This window comes from Winogradskyella sp. 3972H.M.0a.05 (assembly GCF_040493455.1).
GTDB lineage: Bacteria > Bacteroidota > Bacteroidia > Flavobacteriales > Flavobacteriaceae > Microcosmobacter.
Map to the genome: position 1 here is coordinate 70820 of NZ_JANFDA010000002.1, position 18837 is coordinate 89656.

The following is an 18837-nucleotide window of genomic DNA, read 5'->3' on the forward strand; positions in this document are numbered from 1 at the left end:
TTAATCAATGAGCCAAAATAAAAATACCCCTTTTGCAGTAGACATCAGAGAGCGTGTTGAGCTTTTTCTCTCTAAATGGAAGTTCATTCTTGTCTGTTTAGTTTTGGCATTAATCGCTGCCTTTCTATATCTTAGATACGCTACATATCAGTACCAGGCGACTGCAACAATAAAAATAAAGGAAGACGATCAAAAAAATAATTCTTTAAAAGAAATTACTGCGCTTCAAAATTTTGGGCCCTTTTCATCAAACTTCAATAAAGTTACAGATGAGATAGAAATTATTCGATCGCGTAACCTCATTAAACAAGTAGCAGATGATCTTAATCTGAACATCAGATACTATAACAGAGGACGAATTATGGAGCAAGAAGTATTTGAGAATCCTCCAGTAAGGATAAACTTCTTTGCATCCGACTCTATTATAAATACGATAGACACAACGCTTTACTTGAGCATTCAATCACCAGAAAAGTTCATGCTTACCAGTGAGGAAAACAAAGGCTTTATGGATATGGATAACTCTAATGGAACAGGTTATTCGTTTGGAGATCGTATTAGTTCAAGTTTTGGAGATTTTATTATTACGCCAAATATCGTTCCTTCTGTAAATGATGAAAATTCTATAGTAGGAAAGAGTATCAAAATAGATCTAATTACGTTAGAAGCTGCTACAGAGCAGTATCAAGAAAAGATTAGTGTAGATGCTACTAATGAAACTTCAAACATTGTTAAGCTTACGGTTAATGAGAATATAGCTCCAAAGGCCAAACTCATCCTCGACAAGTTAATTGAGAAGTATAATGACGACGTCGTTAACGACAAGCAGAAAATAGTTGAAGCCACTTCAGAATTCATAAATAACCGTTTAAACATAGTTTCCAACGAATTGGAACAAGTGGATTATACGGCGGAAACCTTACAGAAAAATAACCGTCTTACAGCATTATCATCCCAGTCTAATATCTTTTTACAAAGCGAAAAAGAAAATGAAGCAAAGTTGATAGCCACGAGCAATCAAATACAGCTTATAGACTATATGAAAGACCACCTCTCCGAAAATGGTGATAATTCGGATTTGTTACCAGCAGATGTAGGTATCGCAGATAATTCTGTCGCTCAGATTACGAAGAGCCACAATGAGTTGGTACTGCAACGCAATCGTATACTAAAAAATTCCAGCGAAAAGAACCCAACAGTTATCAATCTAAACAATCAGATTAGTGCCCTTAAGGCTAACTTAAATCAGAGTTTAGAAAACATAAAATCTGCAAATGAAATTACTCTAAACAATTTGAATCGCGAAGATCAACGCATTAGAGCGCAAATTTATTCGGCTCCAACCAAAGAGCGAAAGTTTAGAGATATTACAAGACAGCAAAGCATTAAGGAATCACTGTACCTTTATTTATTGCAAAAGCGAGAAGAAACAGCAATCACTTTGGGAATGTCCTCCCCTAACGCTAAGATTGTAGATGCTGCTTATGCCACAACCATTCCTGTGTCACCAAAGAAACCTGTAGTGTATCTTGGTGCATTATTACTAGGGCTTATCTTACCGCTGACTTATATCTATCTAAAAGATACTTTAGATACCAAAATAAGAACCAAGAAAGATCTTGAGGCCGTGGTAAGTGTTCCTTTTATAGGTGACATACCAAGATCACCAAAGAAGCAACGTTTGATAAAAAAGGTAGACTACTCACCAAAAGCTGAAGCTTTCAGGATAGTTCGATCTAATATCGACTTTTTACTTAAGAGTGTAAGAACGAAATCCAAAGTAGTATTTGTGACATCCACTACCAGTCAGGAAGGAAAATCGCATACATCAATTAACCTTGCATCTTCTATTTCATTTTCAAACAAGAAAACACTAATTATTGAAACTGATATTAGAGTTCCTAGAGTAAATGAATATCTAAATGTAAAGTCAGATAAAGGACTTACAGATTATATTTCTGATGACTCCATTAAGGTTGAAGATATCATCACACCAGTAAAAGGTAATGATAACTTAAATATTATTCCTTCCGGAACCATACCTCCAAACCCCGCTGAACTGCTGATGAGCGATCGTGTAGATACGCTATTCCAAGCAGTAAGGAAATCGTATGATTATATTATAGTAGATACAGCAGCTGTAGGATTAGTAACAGATACACTGCTTATTAGTCATCATGCAGATATGGTAGTTTATGTGGTGAGTGCAGATAATATTGATAAAAGAGAACTTCATATAGCGCAAACCATGTATGATGAAAAACGCTTACCAAACATGGTAACGTTACTTAATAGTGCCAAAAAGAGAAGAGGTTACGGCTATGGCTATGGTGCAGAACCTCAAAAGAAGAAAAAGTGGTATCAGTTTAGCTAATCTCTATAGCTTACGTCTCTGCTTTTCGTGCTTCAATAGATTTAACTCTCTATTGGTTTGTCCAGCAACCGAAGTGTTTTCTTCAGCACGTCTTATAAGGTAAGGCATAACGTCTTTTACAGGCCCAAAAGGAACGTACTTAGCTACATTATAGCCTTCTGCAGCTAAATTGAAAGATATGTGATCACTCATGCCATAGAGTTGTCCAAACCAAACGTCATTGTCGCTTTTTGAGATTCCTAATTCATCCATAAGCCTCATAGCTAGATATGAACTCTCTTCATTATGAGTACCAATAAAAACAGAAATATCCTTCAGGTTATTTAAAATAAAGGTCAAGGTATTATTAAAGTTATCATCAGTAGCCTGTTTGTTTTCACATATGGGTGATTTGTAACTTCTGTCATCAGCTCTATCTCGTTCCTTTTCCATATAAGCACCACGAACAATCTTAATACCAATTTTGAAGTTATTTGCCTTAGCACGCTCGTGTAATCCTTTGAGGTAGTCTAAGCGATCCCATCTATAAGTTTGTAGCGTATTATATACGATTGGTTTGTCTGTATTGTAAATACGCATCATTTCTTCAACCAAATCGTCTGCTGCATCTTGCATCCAGCTTTCTTCAGCATCAATAAGCACTTCCACATCTCTTTCTTTTGCCAAAGTACAAACCTTATGATATCTCGCTACCACTCTATCCCATTCTTGCTGTTCTTCATCAGTAAACGATTTTCCTTCACCCTTTTTCTCATACAAATAAAAGCGTCCAAATCCTGTAGGCTTAAACACTGCTATAGGCATTGCATCTTTTTCATCAGCAAATCGAATAATCTTCAAGGTCTTTTCCATAGCAGCATCAAACTGCTCCTCAGTCTCCTTGCCTTCTACAGAGTAATCTAAAACAGAACTTACGCCCTTTTGATACATTTTATCAATAACATCCAGACAATCTTCTTCATTGATGCCACCGCAAAAATGATCAAAAACCGTAGAGCGTATAAGCCCCTCAACTGGTAAGTTGGCCTTTAACGCAAAGTTGGTTGCAGCTGTTCCAATCCTAACTAGGGGTTGAACAGATATCATTTTAAAAAGGAAATAAGCACGCTCTAATTCAGAATCGGATTTAAGCTGAAAAGCGATTTCGGTATTCTCAAAAAGTTGGTTAGACATAGTAAAAATGCATTTCTACAAATATATTTATTAGGAAACGAATTTTAATTAAAATCTAAGTATTTTCACAGTCTTAAACCGTAGTGAATTTAAAATGAATTCTATACAAACTCAAGATTGCCCAATACATTTCAATTCAGTTGGTTACGATCATTTGAATGCGCATCTGGCTGACGCTAACTATTCAAAAATAGTTGTTATTGTAGATGAAAATACGCATGAACATTGCCTTCCTCTGTTTTTATCTAAAGTTCAAACAACAGTAGAAATAGATATCATAGAAATTGAAGCAGGTGAAATTTCTAAAACGATAGATGTATGCACAGGTGTTTGGGAAGCTTTGTCAGATTTAGGCTTAGATCGCAAAAGTCTAGTGCTTAACCTTGGTGGTGGTGTAGTTACAGATCTTGGAGGTTTTGTAGCCTGCACTTTCAAGCGTGGTATAGATTACATTAATATTCCGACATCACTTTTAGCTATGGTAGATGCCTCTGTTGGTGGCAAGACAGGTGTGGATTTGGGACCTTTAAAAAACCAAATTGGTGTCATTGCCGTTGGGAAAATGGTGATCATAGATACTGAATTTCTTGCAACATTACCTCAAAATCATGTTCGTTCTGGACTAGCAGAAATGTTGAAGCATGGCTTAATCCAGGATCGTGACTACTGGAACACACTTACCAATACAACTGAATTGAATTTTGAAGATTTTGACCAATTGATTTATGATTCGGTTATTATCAAAAACAATATTGTTGAATCCGATCCTAATGAAGATGGCATTAGAAAATTCCTGAATTTTGGGCACACACTTGGACATGCTATAGAATCCTATTTCTTAGATAGTGATGCGAAAGCTGAACTCCTCCATGGAGAAGCCATAGCTATAGGCATGATTTTAGAATCGTATATATCAGCTAAATTACTTGGTTTAGCAACCGATGATTTGGAAGCTATAAAAACATCAATTCTCAACATTTTTGGACAAGTAGAGATTCTAGAAGAAGATTATGAAGAGATTATAGAGCTTCTGAAGTACGATAAGAAGAATTCTCATGGCAACATCAACTTTGTGCTTTTGGAAGCCATAGGACAGCCTAAATTCGACTGCTTAGTGGAAAACGATCTCATTATTGAATCATTTAAGTATTACAGTGCATAAATAACGACATGAGTCAAAAACTAGCTCAAATAGTGTTTCAGATTATTTTAACCTTAACACTATTCTCTTTTTGGGCTGCATTTGCTTTACTTGTCGTCAACAAATTGTTTTACAAAGACTTACCAGGTTACACAATAGGAAGATTATGTATTTGGGAACTTGTTGCTATTCTAGTTGCAGCAATACTTGCTAGATTAATGATTAAAAAGTGGGGAAATATCACACTACAAAATGTAGGTGACAAAACGATGCTCTCACTAAATCCAAAATATGGTGTGTATTTTGTTTTGTACTTCTTAGTTGCCGTAGTTATTGCAATATGGCAATTCTGGTTATTCAGCCAACAGTTTTGACTAAAGGTATCTTTCCTTTATAATATCACAATGATGTGTTTCGTGACCAATAATAATGAATCCAAGCGCTCTGGTCGAAACTGGACTGCCACTCGCCTCTCCAATAGCTTTTAAATCTTCATCCGAAAAGTTTTCAAACAACAACTCTGTAGATTTTCGTACGGTAACAAACTCTTCAATAATAGAATCCATAGAACGTTTTCCCGCTCCAGAAGCTTCAACATAAGAATTTTGTTCAAAGCCTGCTAAAGGTGTAGTATCTCGTCTTGCAATACGAAGCGCTCTATAAGCAAACACGCGTTCTGCATCAATAATGTGCAACACCAGCTCTTTTAGAGTCCATTTGCCTTCAGCATAATTATAGTCAGCTTTGTCGGATGGAATCGAACGTAAAAAAGCAGTAGTTAAGCTTCCACTTTGCTTTAAGCCATCAATTAAGGATAATCCTTCAGCTTTATCAATATAACTTTTGTAATAAGGGTGAAATTCTTCAGCAGATAAATCTTGAATAGTCATAGCTTTTTTTTGGTCGACTAAAGGTATAAAAAAACCTTTCGACAAGAAATGATCGAAAGGTTTTTATAAATATATTAAGATAGTTAGTTTACAATTCGTTAAAGATCGTATGCATTAAGCGTTTTTTATCATTAATGCTCTCCTCTAGTGAGATCATAGTCTCAGTTCTGTAAATGCCCTCTATATCATCTATTTGAAAGATAATCTCTTTAGCATGAGTAGTATCTTTTGCTCTAATCTTACAGAAAATATTGAATTTACCAGTAGTAATGTGAGCCACAGTAACATAAGGTATTTCTGCGATACGCTCTAATACAAACTTTGTTTGTGATGTATTTTGAAGAAATACCCCTACATAAGCGATAAAAGAGTATCCCAATTTTTTATAATCTAATGTCAACGAAGATCCTTTAATAATACCTGCTTCTTCCATTTTCTTTACACGTACATGAACAGTACCAGCAGAGATGACTAATTTTTTTGCGATATCGGTAAAAGGGATTCGAGTATTATCGATCAACATATCCAAAATTTGGTGATCGATTTCGTCTAATTTAAATTTTGCCATTGTCAGTTGTTTGTTGAATTATATGCAAAATTAAGGCAATTTTATTACAAATAATACATCAAAAGCTTAAAAAACTAAACAATCAGTGTTAATTTTTCATTATTTTTCAATACGAAATCGTTTTCGTATCCCACAAATAACGTCTCATTATCATGAGTTAATATAGGATGCTTATTGGCCTCAATAGACTTATGCGCATAAAAACGGCTTAGATCACCAATTTTTTCAATTTTTGGTTGAAATATTATCTCATTATTGACCAAAACTTCCTGATACTGAACAGCTACGTCCACTAAATTGCCATCTACCAACCCATTCCGTACAATTATATCAAAGAAGAGTTTTTCATTTTCCGGGATATTAAAATATGATTTGTAAGCATTCCCGTCTATAGTCTCGTTAGCAATAGTATTTAATGATAACAATAAAGATTGAAAGATGTAAAAACGTGTTGTATCTCGCTCATAATCATCAGTATAATGACCAGCTTCAAATAATATTGTTGGTACACCAAGCCCTTGAAACGTATCCCCTACGCAATTAGGATGATAAGCATCGTCATAACGCCCTACTTGATCTGGAATCTGATTTTGTAAGTTATCATTGAGTTTTGCAATGAGCTGCATAGCTACTTTCCTAGTCTTAGTTAACGATCGTTTTTGGTCTTCTGCTGGTGCCAAAAACGATACTGTAGCGGGTTTATTAGCTTTACCTGCACTAAAAATAGTTCGCTGACCATGTAGATTAAAGCAAAAATCTGGCTCAATCTCTTCAAAAAGTTTACGCAGTAAGCGACTTTCACGTTGAGTCAGAGCTGCTGCATCTCTATTTAAGTCGATATCATTAGTGTTAACACGTGTATAGACTCTGGCACCGTCTGGGTTTAGTATAGGGATAACTGTAATCGTTGTATTGGATAAGATCGTATCAAAATGCGGTTTTGCTTGTTCAATACAATTAAAAAGATCAAAAAGAGCTTTTGTAGTTGTGCTTTCATTACCATGCATTTGTGACCACAACAATATTTTCTTTGAGCCATTACCAAATTGAACAGAAAAGATTGGCTCATCATTTTCTGAGTCTCCAATTTTTTTCACTTTGAAATCTGAAGAAAGTTGTTCTAAAAGTGGCTCGATATGATCATTACAAATGTAACGATGAGACAACTTTTTTTGTTGGCATTTTTTATAGTTCGATTGAAAAAATTCTAAATCCATATGCGCTATTAGTGACAAAGGTAAACAAATGTAAATTTACATTTGTAAACACATTTTTTAGACCATATTGAATACAATTGTAACCAAATTGATACTTTGACCCTTAGCCGTACACCCAACACATTGAAAATTATTCAATGAATTATAAAATTTAAATTTAATATACTTAATTTCAGATATTTATAATTAATTATATAAAGTTTAAAATTAATACATAATTAGATTTAACACATTGTATACATTATTATACAGTGACTTTGTTTACTTTTGTAACAGAATAATTCAAGATTACTCTGTTTACAATGATAAACACTTCGGAATTTGCAAAACGACTACAAAAAGTCATCGATTTTTACGGTGAAAGCGGTTCATCTTTTGCTGAAAAAATTGGTGTGCAACGCTCCTCTATTTCGCATATTTTGAGTGGTAGAAATAAGCCTAGTTTGGACTTCGTCATGAAGGTACTTTCCTCCTATCCTGAAGTAGAATTATATTGGTTGATGAATGGCAAGGGGAAATTTCCTAGCACAGTTGAAGCCGAAAAAAAATCTGAAACTCTAAAACAACCTCAGCTCTCTTTTTCAGAAAATGTACCTCAAGTATCTTCAGAATTAAAAAAAACAGAAAAAACTATCGAACGTATCGTAATTTTCTATTCGGATGGAAGTTTTAAAAGTTTTGAGGGATAATTAACGATTCTTCCAAGCTTCTAGTAAGGATGCTTCACGGTTATGCAATGAATTTGGGTTCGTCAAATAATTTTTCCGTCTCGTTTCGCTCACAGCATCAGATACCCACCAATCTTTGGTATCTTTTACAGTTTGTTTTAGCGGCCTATAAGTAAGACCATTTGCTTTTGCTTTACTATTGTTTATTCTTGCAGTCCCATAATGATCGTCAGTTGGCATAATCCAAGGGATGCTATAGTAAATTTCGTTTTTTTCTAGAAAATCATAATCGTCGATTGAAACAATCTTGTGATCTACACCGAAAGCAGCAGCGGTCTCATTTACAAAATCAAGCATGCCTTGAGGTTGGCTTGGACCAACAACATTATAAGTTCCAGCGTTTTCATCTTCAATCAAGCGAATCATAAATTCAGCGGCATCCCTTACATCTACGTATTGCACAGGGTCATCTGGTTTTCCTGGAACTAAAACTTCTTTAGAAAAATACATTGCACCAGCCACACTCAATCGAATCGGCCAATGTACAAATCTATCTGTCCTATCAGCTGGACCTAGCATATAGGTTGGCCTTACCACTATGGTTCTACTTGGCCCAAAATATTCTGCTGCTATAAGTTCAGAGTTTGCCTTCATAACACCATAGTCATATTCGTATCGCTCATTGTCCGTAGCATCATCAGGTACTGTAAGTGCAACTTTGCTTGTCTCTGTAAAATCACTATTTACATAAGGGTAAAACACGCCTGTAGAAGAAACATACAGATATAATTTACAACTATGATTGAGTAGTTCGGCAGTTTTTCGAGTCCACTCAACCTTGCGCCCTGAGTTATCAATCACTGCGTCCCATTTACGGTTTTCTAAGGCCTTGAGGTCATTTTCTCTATCTCCAACCAACGATTCTACATTATCAAATAACTCAGTATAAATTGTAGGTTTAGTTTTCCCTCTTGTAAATGTAGTAATAGAATGACCTCTACCTAGAGCATATGCTATTTGATGAGGTCCTAAAAAGCTAGTTCCTCCAAGAATTAAGATGTTGAGTTTCTTTTTTTTAGCTTTTGCAACCTCTTTCTTCTCACCTGATTTAGAGTTGCATGAATAAAACCCTGTAGATAATAAAGGCAAAGCCATACTGGCTTTAGCACTTACTTTGAGAAACTCACGACGTGTTTTTTTGATAGACATTTTGGTTTATTTTAGAACCAGACAGTAGCCTAAACCTTTTTTTCTAGGGCTGTTATCAATTGACTTATCAGACTATTAATATCGATAAGCTTAGCATCCGTTTTTGCTTTACCTGTTATAGGCAAATTCTTCTTAAAGTCTAGTAGTGAATTTAAAACAATTTTTCTGGATTCATCATTGTTGATATTTTTGAAGGCAATATACAGCCTTCTAATCTCAAGCTCTAAACTTTGAGTATGAGCCATCTGATTATAATTGTCTCTGTATAAATTAGCCGAGAACTTTAAGATAGCCAAGAAAAAAGTAGCTATTATCAAACCAATAGATAATCGCTTAAAAAAATCCGTTAAGGGCGACTTTCCAATTAGTGTGTCAAATTTATCTTTTAAATCATCAGAATCTAAACGAAGTTGAGTAATTAATACCTCATAGTCTGATATTAACTGCACTACATCTGTTCTTTCTTTAATTAGTTTCTTCTTATTAGATTCAATATTTTTTATTTTAAGGTCTATGCTTTTCTTCAGTTCTTCAACATCTTGTTCTTTTCCTGTTAATTTTTTAACTCCTTTTTTGCTTCTATTAATAAGAGTATCTAAATCTTTAAAGTTATTGGGAATGTCGTAAACCGTAGCTGGAATTTTTAATTCTAAATCAATATCATTCTTCTTTATCAGACTATCTAAAGCACTTTCTAAAAACAAAACATCACTATTAATGGTATTAATTAAAGTTATGGCATTAGAATTACTCGCTAAAGTTTCCTTTTCTTTTAAATCATCTAATTTACTTGCTAAGCCAGGCACTTCAGCATGAATAAATTCCATTGATTTATTTAACCCAACTGAATCGTCTTTTATAAGAATATTTCCATAATAAATAAGTATCCCAGAGAATACCATTGCTAACATAATTGTACTAACCAAAAATATATTAGAAGTGCTTTTAAAGCTCTTTTTCTGTAGTCTTAAGTTATCCAACATGAACGGTATATAATCAATACCATGTTCTTCATCATTCTTCCCTTTGGGTAAAGTTGTTGAAATATACGTGTAATAATCATCTGAGTTGAATAATTTCTCCAAAAATGTTGATATTTCATTCTTTTTTAATTTTATAATCTCATCAACCTTAACGTTTAACTCCGACTGATCTCTAGACTTCAATACTGTGATATAAATTATATAAATGACAAGAATATTAATAAGAAAAACATACAGAAGGGTTTCATATATTTCTTTATCAGGGACACTATACCTGTCTAGAATCTTAGAGATAGGATATATATAAATGAATGTTGCAACAAATGCAGCAAAAATTATTAACAGAAAAATTTTAGTCCATGTTTTACTCATAATTCTTATAATGATAAAATGATTTGTATTGATATCTCTTATAGCTAATTTATCATTTAATTCTTACAATTAAAGTATCTTCAACAATTTAATAACAAAGTACTTATGCTTAATTTTACTCAAAACTTAATCCTTGACAAAACTTACCAAATCTCAACTCAAAGACTTTCTAGATAGTAAAGCACTACTCTACAACAACCCTAAGTTTATTGAAAGTGACCCTATACAAATACCTCATAAATTCCATAAGAAAGAAGATATTGAAATTGCTGGCTTCTTAACAGCTACTATAGCTTGGGGAAACCGTAAGAGCATTATTAATAACGCCTCACAAATGATGCAGCTGCTTGATAATACACCTTATGATTTCGTAATAAACCATACTGATGCTGATCTGGAGCAACTCAACGGTTTTGTTCACAGAACCTTTAACGGTGAAGACTTCAAACAGTTTATTAAGAGTTTAAAATACATCTACACTGAACATAATGGGTTAGAAAATATATTCGCTAAATATTCTGAAGCACATAACCTACAATTCGCTATTCACAAACTCAAACAACATTTCTTCGAAATATCGCATTCTCAGAGAACTCAAAAACATGTTAGTGATCCTTTAAAAGGTTCTGCGGCTAAGCGTATCAATATGTATTTGCGCTGGATGGTTCGCAACGACAATGTTGGTGTTGACTTCGGAATTTGGGACTTGATCTCACCCTCACAGCTATCTTGTCCTTTAGATGTGCATTCTGGCAATGTGGCTAGAAAGCTTGGCCTTTTGGATCGAAAGCAAAACGATGCTAAAGCTTTAAAGGAACTGGATGACAGTCTAAGAAAACTAGACCCAGTGGATCCTGTAAAATATGACTTCGCACTTTTTGGTTTAGGCGTGTTTGAAGGATTTTAAACAAAAAAAAGACTTCAATAATTGAAGTCTTTTTTAGATATGTTCGTTTTTTGATTATCCTTTTAACCAAGCATCTCGCAACGCTATTTGTGCATCTGTAGCATCTTCAACCTCCATAATAGTTTCACTGGTTGTGTAGGCTTGAGTCAATTCAGTCTTAATAACTACTTCCTCTCCATTACGTGTCAGCTTCACTTCAACTTCTTGTCCTGGCTGCCACTGGAATACTTTCTGTAAAACAGTTTGTGCATTTTGAAGTGTCATCGCTTCACCATTTACCTCTTTTATAACATCTTTTGGCTGTACGCCTTGCTCGTTCCAGAAACTATTCTCAGTTACACCTTCACTAAAATAAATTTCTCCTTTTGCCTGATCCGCACCAAAAATGAATCCTTTTCCATTCTGAACGTATGATGTAGGTACTTCTCCTGTGCCAAACTTAAGCCCAACACGATTCAATATTGCATTATAGTCTATTGGTGTAGTTCCTTCAACATTAGTAGTCAAGAATTCTGCTACACTCGGATAAGTCATGGCTGAGATTTCAGATACTATTGAGTCATCGTTAAATGGTTTTGTAACACCATATTTATTAGACAATTCTTTCATAAGCGATAGCATACTTCTGTTTCCGTCACTACCTTCACGCATTAAGATGTCGATACACATGCCTATCAAAGCACCTTTTTGGTACACGTTATAATAGTTATTAGAATAAGGAGCGTCTAATACATTTTCACTCATAACTGTAAAGCTCATTGTATCATCCATACGTTGTGAGGTTTTGATTTTACCCATCACAGTATTATAAAACTCCTCTGGGGTTACCAAACCTTTATAAACTTGGAAATGTTGTGCAAAATATTCTGTAACCCCTTCGTACATCCATAAATGCTTTGAGAATGTAGGTTGCGCATAATCGAAATAATGCACGTCTTCAGAATGCACACTCAATGGTGTTACGATATGAAAGAACTCATGTGCTACAACGTCTGTCATTGATTTCTTAAGACTTTCCGCTGGTGAATTTTCAGGAAGCACAACTACTGTAGATGTATGGTGCTCTAATGCTCCCATACCTTTTGGAGAGTCTTCCTTACCTTCGGATAAGTACAAATAAATATCGTAACGTGCAGTACTGTTGATATCTCCCAAATATGCTTTTTGAGCTTCCATCATTTTGTACATAGTCTCCTTAAGACTAGCTGCTGAGTGTACTTTATTTGGCGAATACACACTCAATACAATTTTGATATCGCCAACCATAAACTCTTCTACATCTAGTTTCCCATACATCATTGGGTTATCTGTGATATCAAAATAGCGTGGCGCAAAATAGCTTGTCGTTTTTGATTGACCATCTTTGCTAGTGGTTTCCTTAGTTTTTTCTAACGCAGAAGTGCGTTCAAAATCTGCAGGAGCAGTAACATCTAAACTGTATTGATTTGATTTTAAGGAATCAAAATATCCTATAAAACCATGTAAGTTAAGTACGTAGTTATCTGGCTCTATATTTGTCCCTGCAGGAGAAAATGGCACATCACCTCCAATACCTCCGGTTTTCTCAATGTCGTAAGTATCGTTAACATAATACATTACCTTATCTAGTTTTGTAGCATCAGAAATTGTCCAGGTATTTGTATCTACTTTTTCTACTTGTAATTCGTTACCGTCGTAGTCAATAGCTTTAAAGTCATCTATATATTTACCAAAATCACTCACAGAATACGTTCCTTGTACAATTCGTGGCAATCTATAGGTTACTGTTTCTTGCGTAAAACGTCCTGGGTTAATGATTACAGGAACTTTGTCATCTTTTACTTCGGTAAGGTCCAATGCCGTGGCTATTGGATTACTAACAGCTAAGTCGTTTACTTTGGCAGTCTTTGGACCACACGAAAATGCTAAAACACTTAGCGTTAATACAATTGATAGTCGTTTCATGTTATAATATTTATTTTGCTACAAGACGCACAAAACTACAATCTGTTACTAGCAATTTCCTAAAGGTTTTGTTAAAAGATGAATTGTATATTAGCACAATGCATTCACCATTAATAAGTATCCTTACACCTTTTAAAAATACTGAGCAGTATTTGCCCGAATGCTTAGACTCTATACTAAACCAATCTTATGCGCATTGGGAATTACTTATTGTTGATGATCACTCTGAAGATAGGAGCGCAACCATTGTTTCTAAATATGCTGAAAGTGATCCCAGAATAAAGCTTTTAAAGAACTCTGGACAAGGCATCATTGAAGCACTGAATACTGCGTTTAGTCATTCTGAAGGCGATTATCTCACCAGAATGGATAGTGATGACATTATGCATCCAGATAAGCTAAGTTTAATGCTGAAAGATTTACAACAGCACGGTAAAGGACATATTGCCTTAGGCTTAGTAGAATATTTTAGCAATGAAGGCATTAGCGATGGTTATGCACGTTACGAACGTTGGTTGAATACACTAACCAAAACCGGAAGCAACTATTCCGAAATTTATAAGGAATGTGTGATTGCTTCACCTTGTTGGATGATTCATAAGGATGATTTCCTGAAATGTGATGCTTTCAACCCTAACCTATATCCTGAAGATTATGACCTAACCTTCAGGTTTTACAAACACAACATCAAATGTATTCCTAGTAGTAATCTGCTTCACTATTGGAGAGATTATAGCACTCGAACTTCCCGAACTCATGAACACTATGCGCAAAACTACTTCCTCGACATAAAACTTCGCTATTTCTTAGAGCTAGACCATGATAATACCAGACCCTTAACGGTTTGGGGAGCTGGTTTTAAAGGCAAAACTATCGCAAAGCAGTTAGTAGATAATAACATTCCGTTCTACTGGATTTGTGATAACCCAAAAAAAATAGGGAAATCCATCTATGGTCAGCTGCTGTATAATTTTGACTATTTGCGTGAATTAGAGCAGCCTCAAAGCATTGTAACCGTGGCTAATGAAGGTGCTCAGAGCGAAATAAGGGCTTATTTCAAAGCTCAAAACATGAAGCCAATGACAGACTATTTCTTTTTTTGCTAGAAACAAACGTTAAAATTCTCAAAATCTAAAAGTCGATATCTAAGCGCATTTTCTATATTTGAGAAATCATTTTTTTGGAATGCAGTTTAAACACCCAGAACTTCTTTACGGCTTACTATTACTACTTATTCCAATCATAGTTCATTTATTTCAGTTAAGACGTTTTCAAAAGGAAGCATTCACTAATGTTAAGTTCTTAAAAGAGGTTACGCTTCAAACCAGAAAAAGCTCACAACTAAAAAAGTGGTTGACCCTAATTACCAGACTTGGTATCATAGCTTGCGCTGTAATTGCTTTTGCCCAGCCTTATTTTTCGAACTCGGATAGCTTTAGCACCAAGAGTGAAACGGTTATATATCTAGATAATTCCTTTAGCATGCAAGCAAAAGGAGGCAATGGAACGCTGCTGAATGAAGCCATTCAAGATATCATTTCATACATTCCTGAAGATGATAAAATAACGCTATTCACCAATAATGCTAACTTCTATAATACCACAACCAAGGCGATACAAAACGACCTAATACAATTAAAGCATTCACCAAAACAATTGCCTTATGAATCAGTAATTCTCAAAGGCAAACAAGCGTTTAGTAATGATGGAAGTACCTTGAAGAATCTTGTGCTAATTTCAGATTTTCAGCAAAAAGAAACTGCCTCAAAGATTGAAAGCGATAGTACCATTAATATTAGTGTAGTACCATTGCAGCCATCTGTGAGAACTAATATTACTATTGATAGTGTTTATATATCTAAAACCACAGTTGAAAACTTTGAAGTCACTGTACTACTGAAGAATCAAGGCCCAAGGATAGACAATGTATCTGTATCACTCTACAATGATGAAAATCTAGTCGCGAAAAGTTCGGTTTCCATTGAGGATAAAGCTTCAACACTTTTTACAATTCCTAATAATACTATTTTCAAGGGAAGAATCGATATTGAAGATCCAAGTCTCACTTATGATAACACAATTTATTTCAATATCGATAAAAGTGATCTCATTAATGTACTTGCTATAAATGATGAAAGTGATGATTTCCTGAAACGAATATTTACGAGTGACGAATTCAATTATACAGCTACAGATTTTAATGCTCTAAACTATAATCTGATTTCTGACCAAAATCTAATTATCGTTAATGAATTAAAGACCATACCTGTTGCTCTGTCTACAGCACTAAAAGCATTTAGCGACAATGGTGGATATGTATTAATTATCCCTTCAAATGAATCTAACTTAGATTCTTACAATCAATTATTTATAAATTTAGGAATTTCTAATTTTGATTCTCAAAATGTTCAAGAAAAGCGAATTACTTCGATCAACTTTTCGCATCCATTACTAGCTAATGTTTTCGACAAGAAGGTTGATAATTTTCAGTATCCAAAAGTCAATTCATACTATCCACAAAACGGAGTTACGAGTCCTTCTATTTTAGGTTATGAAGATGGTACTCCATTTTTATCTCAAACTCAAAATACTTTTGCTTTCACAGCTTCACTAAGTGACGATAATTCGAATTTTAAAAACTCTCCGTTGATTGTCCCAGTTCTCTATAATATCGGAAAGAACAGTTTGAAGTTGCCAAAACTTTATTACGCTATTGGATTGGAGAACAAAATCGATATCGACACGCGATTATCTCAAGATGATATCTTAACGCTGAGTTCGCAAGAAACATCAGTAATCCCATTACAGCGGAATTACACTAATAAGGTAGAGCTAACTACTAATGAGTTTCCTACTGATAACGGCTGGATTACTGTAAAAAACAAAGAAACTGACCTAAAAACATTAAGTTTCAATTACGATAGAACTGAGAGCCAACTAACTTACTTAGATGTAGCAGCTTTGAGCGGAGTTACAGTAAATAATTCTGTAGCATCGGCAATTAATGATATAAAAAGTGCAACAAACGTTAATGAGCTATGGAAATGGTTTGTTATTTTTGCACTGGCTTTTTTAGTTATAGAAATGCTGCTCTTAAAATTTCTTAGATGAATTTACTCCTAAAATCGGCAACAGTAATAGATTCTAAAAGCGAATTCCATAACGAGACTGTTGACATTTTAATTGAAAAGGGAATTATTTCTAAAATCTCAAAACGTATTCCCAATCCCAAGAATTACAATGAAATACGATTAGACAACCTCCATGTTTCACAAGGCTGGTTCGATAGTAGTGTGAGTTTTGGTGAACCAGGTTTTGAGGAACGCGAAACCATCTCTAATGGATTAAAGACTGCTGCACTATCTGGATTTACTTCTGTTGCTGTAAATGCCAATACCAACCCAGTTGTAGACACCAATGCCAATGTGGCATTTATGCTTTCAAAAGCAAATGGAAGCACAACGACACTCTACCCTCTTGGAGCATTAACTAAAGGCTGTGAAGGTGAGGATTTAGCTGAGTTATACGATATGAGTCAGGCTGGTGCCATAGCCTTTTATGATTACCAAAAGCCGATAAGCAATCCGAACTTATTAAAGATTGCATTACTATATGCCAGTAATTTCGATGGTCTAGTGTGTTCCTTTCCTCAAGAATCTAAAATCTCTGGAAAAGGTGTTATGAATGAGCATATCACAAGTACTTCTATTGGTTTAAAAGGAAATCCTAGTCTAGCGGAAGAGCTACAAGTTGCTCGAGATTTGTTTTTATTGGAGTATACTGGAGGAAAATTACACATCCCAACTATCTCTACGGCTAAGTCTGTAGAATTGATAAGAGCCGCTAAACAAAAGAAACTGGACGTTAGTTGTAGTGTCGCTATTCATAATATCATGTTTACAGACGATGCTTTAACATCTTTTGACACTAATTACAAAGTTTCTCCGCCTCTGAGAACAGATTCGGATGCTGAAGCTTTGATAGAAGGGCTTAAAGATGGTACAATAGACATGATAACTAGTGATCATAATCCTATAGATGTAGAACACAAAAAAGTTGAGTTCGACCATGCTATGTATGGGTCATTAGGTCTAGAATCGGCATTCGGAGCTTTGAATACTATCTTTACTCTGAAGAAGACCATAGATCTCCTAACCAAAGGTAAGACGAGATTTGGGATAGAGGCCTCTACGATTTCTGTTGGGTCCGATGCCAACTTAGCATTATTCAATCCTCAAGGAAACTATACATTCTCTGAGAGTGATATAACTTCAACATCAAAAAACTCTATGTATCTGAACACGACACTAAAAGGACGTGTTTATGGCACTATTGCAAATAACAGTACAGCATTACACTAACATGGATAACAACACTATAGAACAAGGCAAAACACTTGCCTTTGTAAGCTATTTAACGCTCATCGGAACCTTAATAGCCTTCTTTCTAAATCAGGATAAAAGAAATTCTTTTACAGCTTTTCACACTAGGCAAGCTTTAGGTTTGTGGTTATTATATATGCTTTTGGGTTACTTCATTAGTAGTTTTAATAGCTGGATGATAACCATGTCATTCTGGGTATTTATAGGCACACTAATATTATATGGAATTTTTGGTGCGCTTTCTGGAAAATTGACCAAAGTGCCTTTTTTGGGTGACTTCTTTCAAAAAACATTTCAAAGTTTAGGTAAATGACAAATTTGTCTTTAGAATACGTGAGCAGGCCTTCTAGTCTGAATGAGAATGCTCCATTATTGATTATGTGCCATGGCTATGGTAGCGATGAAAACGATTTATTTTCTTTTGCTTCTGAATTGCCAAGCGAATTTTTCATTATCTCTTTAAAAGCACCAATACCTATGCAACCATTTGGTAACGCATGGTATGCTATTAATTTTGATGCTGAACAAGGCAAATGGAGCGATAATGAGCAAGCTATAACTTCAAGAGATTTGATTGCCAAAGTCATAGATGAAGCTTGTGGCCGCTTTCCAGTTAATAAAGACAATGTTACCTTACTCGGGTTTAGCCAAGGTACTATTTTGAGTTACGCTGTAGCACTCACCTACCCAGAGAAAGTCAATAATATTATAGCCTTGAGTGGTTATGTTAATGTGGATATTATTCCCGAACAATTAAATGACAAGGATTATAATCATCTCGACTTTTACTGTTCTCATGGAAGTGTTGATCAAGTTATTCCTGTAGAATGGGCACGCATGGCGCCAAAGTTTTTGGATAGCTTAAGCATAAAACATAGCTATTCTGAATTTCCAGTTGGCCATGGTGTGGCGCCACAGAATTTTTATGAGTTTAGAAGTTGGCTGGAGTCTAAAATAAATTGAAGATTAGAAGATTTCATAAACTAGGAAGTTTTTTGAATACTTACTT

The 18837-nt window shown here is 34.9% G+C and carries 17 protein-coding genes; 10 read left to right on the forward strand and 7 right to left on the reverse strand.

The window, feature by feature from the left end:
* Positions 1-7 precede the first annotated feature (7 nt).
* The gene (locus NCE97_RS03735; RefSeq protein ID WP_353777543.1) at positions 8-2374 is read left to right on the forward strand and encodes a GumC family protein; all 2367 of its coding nucleotides are present in this window, start codon (positions 8-10) and stop codon (positions 2372-2374) included.
* A 3-nt stretch (positions 2375-2377) separates the two neighbouring features.
* Here NCE97_RS03735 and NCE97_RS03740 read toward each other — a convergent pair whose 3' ends face one another.
* The gene (locus tag NCE97_RS03740) at positions 2378-3547 is read right to left on the reverse strand and encodes a proline dehydrogenase family protein (protein WP_353777544.1); all 1170 of its coding nucleotides are present in this window, start codon (positions 3545-3547) and stop codon (positions 2378-2380) included.
* A 94-nt stretch (positions 3548-3641) separates the two neighbouring features.
* On the opposite strand from NCE97_RS03740, the gene aroB reads away from it, so the two are divergent.
* Entirely contained in the window at positions 3642-4709 is a 1068-nt protein-coding gene (gene aroB / locus NCE97_RS03745) for a 3-dehydroquinate synthase (protein ID WP_353777545.1), read from the forward strand.
* A gap of 8 nt (positions 4710-4717) precedes the next feature.
* On the forward strand, positions 4718-5062 hold the full coding sequence (locus tag NCE97_RS03750; RefSeq protein WP_353777546.1) for a hypothetical protein: 345 nt from the start codon (positions 4718-4720) through the stop codon (positions 5060-5062).
* Here the strand turns inward: NCE97_RS03750 and NCE97_RS03755 are convergent, their stop codons facing one another.
* The 3 genes from NCE97_RS03755 to NCE97_RS03765 all read right to left on the reverse strand — a co-directional run bounded on the left by NCE97_RS03755 (position 5063) and on the right by NCE97_RS03765 (position 7312).
* Positions 5063-5578: a DinB family protein gene (locus tag NCE97_RS03755; RefSeq protein ID WP_353777547.1), complete on the reverse strand. Its 516-nt coding sequence runs from the start codon at positions 5576-5578 to the stop codon at positions 5063-5065.
* Between the two features lie 88 nt (positions 5579-5666).
* A complete protein-coding gene (locus NCE97_RS03760) occupies positions 5667-6146 on the reverse strand; it encodes an Lrp/AsnC family transcriptional regulator (protein ID WP_353777548.1) in 480 nt (159 codons plus the stop codon).
* Between the two features lie 74 nt (positions 6147-6220).
* A complete protein-coding gene (locus NCE97_RS03765; RefSeq protein WP_353777549.1) occupies positions 6221-7312 on the reverse strand; it encodes a M14 family metallopeptidase in 1092 nt (363 codons plus the stop codon).
* A 353-nt stretch (positions 7313-7665) separates the two neighbouring features.
* Here NCE97_RS03765 and NCE97_RS03770 point away from each other — a divergent pair, with 353 nt between their 5' ends.
* Positions 7666-8052: a helix-turn-helix domain-containing protein gene (locus NCE97_RS03770; RefSeq protein WP_353777551.1), complete on the forward strand. Its 387-nt coding sequence runs from the start codon at positions 7666-7668 to the stop codon at positions 8050-8052.
* Here the strand turns inward: NCE97_RS03770 and NCE97_RS03775 are convergent, their stop codons facing one another.
* Together NCE97_RS03775 and NCE97_RS03780 are read right to left on the reverse strand one after the other, a co-directional pair.
* Positions 8053-9240: an NAD-dependent epimerase/dehydratase family protein gene (locus NCE97_RS03775; protein ID WP_353777552.1), complete on the reverse strand. Its 1188-nt coding sequence runs from the start codon at positions 9238-9240 to the stop codon at positions 8053-8055.
* Between the two features lie 29 nt (positions 9241-9269).
* Positions 9270-10595, reverse strand: a complete 1326-nt coding sequence (locus NCE97_RS03780; RefSeq protein WP_353777553.1) for a hypothetical protein — start codon at positions 10593-10595, stop codon at positions 9270-9272.
* Positions 10596-10728: 133 nt separating this feature from the next.
* On the opposite strand from NCE97_RS03780, the gene NCE97_RS03785 reads away from it, so the two are divergent.
* Positions 10729-11502 (forward strand): TIGR02757 family protein, encoded by a 774-nt coding sequence (locus NCE97_RS03785; RefSeq protein ID WP_353777554.1) that lies wholly within the window; start codon positions 10729-10731, stop codon positions 11500-11502.
* A 54-nt stretch (positions 11503-11556) separates the two neighbouring features.
* Here NCE97_RS03785 and NCE97_RS03790 read toward each other — a convergent pair whose 3' ends face one another.
* Positions 11557-13446, reverse strand: a complete 1890-nt coding sequence (locus NCE97_RS03790; protein WP_353777555.1) for a M61 family metallopeptidase — start codon at positions 13444-13446, stop codon at positions 11557-11559.
* 98 nt (positions 13447-13544) lie between these two features.
* Between NCE97_RS03790 and NCE97_RS03795 the strand changes: the two genes are divergently transcribed.
* From NCE97_RS03795 to NCE97_RS03815, 5 genes are all read left to right on the forward strand, one after another.
* Positions 13545-14552, forward strand: a complete 1008-nt coding sequence (locus tag NCE97_RS03795) for a glycosyltransferase family 2 protein (protein WP_353777556.1) — start codon at positions 13545-13547, stop codon at positions 14550-14552.
* Between the two features lie 79 nt (positions 14553-14631).
* Positions 14632-16557 (forward strand): BatA domain-containing protein, encoded by a 1926-nt coding sequence (locus NCE97_RS03800; RefSeq protein WP_353777557.1) that lies wholly within the window; start codon positions 14632-14634, stop codon positions 16555-16557.
* Positions 16554-17807 (forward strand): dihydroorotase, encoded by a 1254-nt coding sequence (locus tag NCE97_RS03805; protein ID WP_353777558.1) that lies wholly within the window; start codon positions 16554-16556, stop codon positions 17805-17807. Before NCE97_RS03800 ends, NCE97_RS03805 begins: the two co-directional genes overlap by 4 nt.
* The gene (locus NCE97_RS03810) at positions 17770-18141 is read left to right on the forward strand and encodes a hypothetical protein (protein ID WP_353777559.1); all 372 of its coding nucleotides are present in this window, start codon (positions 17770-17772) and stop codon (positions 18139-18141) included. Before NCE97_RS03805 ends, NCE97_RS03810 begins: the two co-directional genes overlap by 38 nt.
* Positions 18138-18791, forward strand: coding sequence for an alpha/beta hydrolase (locus tag NCE97_RS03815; protein WP_353777561.1), 654 nt, complete (start codon positions 18138-18140; stop codon positions 18789-18791). The genes NCE97_RS03810 and NCE97_RS03815 overlap by 4 nt, the downstream gene beginning before the upstream one ends.
* The last annotated feature ends 46 nt before the right edge of the window (positions 18792-18837 follow it).

Excerpts from the sequence above, each read along its gene's own strand:
- NCE97_RS03810 (WP_353777559.1), top strand. The coding sequence starts at position 17,770 with ATGGCACTATTGCAAATAACAGTACAGCATTACACTAACATGGATAAC.
- NCE97_RS03750 (WP_353777546.1), top strand. The coding sequence starts at position 4,718 with ATGAGTCAAAAACTAGCTCAAATAGTGTTTCAGATTATTTTAACCTTA.
- NCE97_RS03775 (WP_353777552.1), bottom strand. The coding sequence starts at position 9,240 with ATGTCTATCAAAAAAACACGTCGTGAGTTTCTCAAAGTAAGTGCTAAA.
- NCE97_RS03735 (WP_353777543.1), top strand. The coding sequence starts at position 8 with ATGAGCCAAAATAAAAATACCCCTTTTGCAGTAGACATCAGAGAGCGT.
- NCE97_RS03770 (WP_353777551.1), top strand. The coding sequence starts at position 7,666 with ATGATAAACACTTCGGAATTTGCAAAACGACTACAAAAAGTCATCGAT.
- NCE97_RS03805 (WP_353777558.1), top strand. The coding sequence starts at position 16,554 with ATGAATTTACTCCTAAAATCGGCAACAGTAATAGATTCTAAAAGCGAA.
- NCE97_RS03780 (WP_353777553.1), bottom strand. The coding sequence starts at position 10,595 with ATGAGTAAAACATGGACTAAAATTTTTCTGTTAATAATTTTTGCTGCA.
- NCE97_RS03755 (WP_353777547.1), bottom strand. The coding sequence starts at position 5,578 with ATGACTATTCAAGATTTATCTGCTGAAGAATTTCACCCTTATTACAAA.
- aroB (WP_353777545.1), top strand. The coding sequence starts at position 3,642 with ATGAATTCTATACAAACTCAAGATTGCCCAATACATTTCAATTCAGTT.
- NCE97_RS03790 (WP_353777555.1), bottom strand. The coding sequence starts at position 13,446 with ATGAAACGACTATCAATTGTATTAACGCTAAGTGTTTTAGCATTTTCG.
- NCE97_RS03760 (WP_353777548.1), bottom strand. The coding sequence starts at position 6,146 with ATGGCAAAATTTAAATTAGACGAAATCGATCACCAAATTTTGGATATG.
- NCE97_RS03815 (WP_353777561.1), top strand. The coding sequence starts at position 18,138 with ATGACAAATTTGTCTTTAGAATACGTGAGCAGGCCTTCTAGTCTGAAT.
- NCE97_RS03795 (WP_353777556.1), top strand. The coding sequence starts at position 13,545 with ATGCATTCACCATTAATAAGTATCCTTACACCTTTTAAAAATACTGAG.
- NCE97_RS03800 (WP_353777557.1), top strand. The coding sequence starts at position 14,632 with ATGCAGTTTAAACACCCAGAACTTCTTTACGGCTTACTATTACTACTT.
- NCE97_RS03740 (WP_353777544.1), bottom strand. The coding sequence starts at position 3,547 with ATGTCTAACCAACTTTTTGAGAATACCGAAATCGCTTTTCAGCTTAAA.